Here is a 2,356-nt window from a genome sequence, read left to right as displayed (position 1 = left end):
GGATGCCTCGCAAGGCGCCGGAGGAGGTCGATGCTGGTACATCGGACGACGACGGCAACGCCGCGAGGCGCCGCCTGGGCGCCACAGCCGTCAAGAGACCGGCTTTACGGGGCACTAGCGTCCTCGACGCCGGACGCGGACTTCTCGCGTACTAGCCGATGCGTAGCGGGACGGTACGCACGTAGCGGGAGGAGTCGTCGAAGGTATGCCCCATGAGCTTCATGGTCCTCAGCACCAGGATCCGGTCCACGATCCGCAGACTCGGCAGCTCCTTGGCCAGCCGGTCCTCCACCCGGAAAAGGTCCGCGGCGGAGCGCAGCCACACCGATAGCTGGACATTGTGCTGACCGGCGACGGCCGCGATCAGTCTCAGCTCTGGGATCCGGTCGCCCAGCTGGTGCTGAGCCGCTTTCAGCTCCCGTCCGTCCAGCGTTCCACGCAGGAACGCCGCGCTGGGCAGCCCGAGCCGCGGTCGGGCGACGTCACAGCGCAGCCCGATCACCCGGTCCCGCAGCAGCCGCCTCAGCCGCCTCGCCACGACAGAAGCGCTGGCTCCCGTCCCGTCTGTCAGCTCCCGGTGACTGGCCCGCCCATTCATGCACAGGTTCGCGATGATCGTCCGGTCGACGGCGGTGATCTGCCTGTGTGGCACCTGACCCTCCTGGCCCGCCGAGCTCAGCGTTCGCAGCCTGGACTGCTGCTCGGCCGTCAGTGCGCGCACGTGCCAGCGGTGCGTCTCGAACAGCAGGTCGGTGACGATATGCACTGCGTAGTCCAGTATTCCGGGAATCGCGCCGAGCCGCTCGAGGAGGTACGAGGGCAGCTGCCCTCCGCCCGTCAGGACTGTCATCAGCTGTGCCGATCCCGCTGTGTGGTGGATCGAGAGCACCTCGGGATGGTCGGCCAGTGTCTGAGCCACCTCGGCCACCGTCCCGTTCGCGCAGCGCAGATCGACATAGGCCGAGAGCAACTCGGTGACAGCATTCCGCCCGGGGACAACCGTGATGCGCGCGACACCGTCATCGACAAGACGTTGCCACCGGCGCGCCAGCGTCGTGGGATCGGCGCCGAGCACGTCCGCGAGGTCGGTCCACGAAACTCGCGGCGCCAGCTGCAGGGCGTTCGTGATCTCGAGATCGAGTTCATCGATGACGTTCGAATCCTGCATCACAGACGTCCACATTAGAGATTTCCGGCATTCTTGTCATCACTTGCCGAGCCGTACGTAGTGTCGCGCTTCAAACGGAGCGATCTCGGACCTCCCCGTCCGCTCCAGCCTCTGGCACGGAGTTGTTTCGACGACGTTGCGGCCGGTCAGAGCGCCTTTCGGTCCGTATTCCGGATGCGAGGCGGCTTCCGGTGTGCACAGACGCGAGAGAGGTGAGAGATGAGCACGGAAGCACCCACCACGACCAGGCCGGGCCGCGGCGCGCGCCTGCTGGACGGCATCGAGCGCGTCGGCAACCGGCTCCCCGATCCGTTCTCCCTGTTCCTCCTGTTGTTCGCCGTGGTCGCACTCGCCTCGAGCATCATGGCGGCGTTCGACCTCGTCGTGGAGGTCCCCGGCGACGAGGAAACCACCCCCATCCAGGGCTTTTTCAGCGCCGAGGGCTTCACCTGGCTCACCAGCAGCCTGGTCACCAACTTCATCGAGTTCCCGCCGCTGGGTGTGGTCCTGACCATCCTGCTGGCGGTCGGCGTCGCGCAGCGCACCGGCTTGTTGGCTGCGATGGTCCGTCGGGCCTTCGGGCGCGCACCCCGATGGGCGCTGCCTTACGTCGTCGGCATCATCTCGGTAGCCGGCAACATCATGAGTGACGCGTCAATGGTCGCATTGCCGCCGCTCGCCGCGATGGTCTTCAAAGCCGCTGGCCGGCATCCCGTGGCCGGATTGCTCGGGTCGTTCGCCGCCGTAACCGCGGGCTACAGCTGCAGTCCATTCATCACCAGTGCGGATGCGCTGCTCAGCGGCATCACCACGTCGGCCGCGGAATCCCTGGGGGACCCCGGGACACCGGTCACGCCCGTGTCGAACTACTTCCTCACAGCCACCATCGCCGTCCTTCTCGGCATTGTTTCCGGCTTCCTCATCGATCGAGTCCTGGAGCCGTCGCTGGTCCGGAAGCAGGTGCCCACCGTACGGACGCGGGCCGACGGGGCCGGGTCTGCCGAGACGGCCCAGATAACGAGCGACGTGAGCACACACGACCCGGACCTCACCAACCCCGAGCTCACCGACGCGGAGCGGAGCGGACTGCGATGGGCCGGGGTGGCACTGCTTGTCACGCTGTCCGGCGTCCTGGCTCTGACGCTGCCGGCCGGGGCACCGATGCGAGCCGAGGACGGCAGCTTCCTT

2 protein-coding genes are annotated in these 2,356 nt (G+C 67.1%); one reads left to right on the top strand and one right to left on the bottom strand.

All coding sequences use genetic code 11. From position 1 onward, the window contains the following. Positions 1-151: 151 nt before the first annotated feature. On the bottom strand, positions 152-1,168 hold the full coding sequence (locus tag ELR45_RS06390; protein WP_205856136.1) for an Lrp/AsnC family transcriptional regulator: 1,017 nt from the start codon (positions 1,166-1,168) through the stop codon (positions 152-154). Between the two features lie 219 nt (positions 1,169-1,387). Here ELR45_RS06390 and ELR45_RS37025 point away from each other — a divergent pair. Then, positions 1,388-2,356 (top strand): AbgT family transporter (locus ELR45_RS37025; RefSeq protein WP_205856135.1); only part of this gene is annotated, 969 nt, incomplete at its 3' end.

This window comes from Phytoactinopolyspora endophytica (assembly GCF_004138495.1).
Classification (GTDB): Bacteria; Actinomycetota; Actinomycetes; order Jiangellales; family Jiangellaceae; genus Phytoactinopolyspora; species Phytoactinopolyspora endophytica.
The sequence above is the reverse complement of the archived record's forward strand: the minus strand, read 5'-3'. Positions and strand labels throughout refer to the sequence as shown.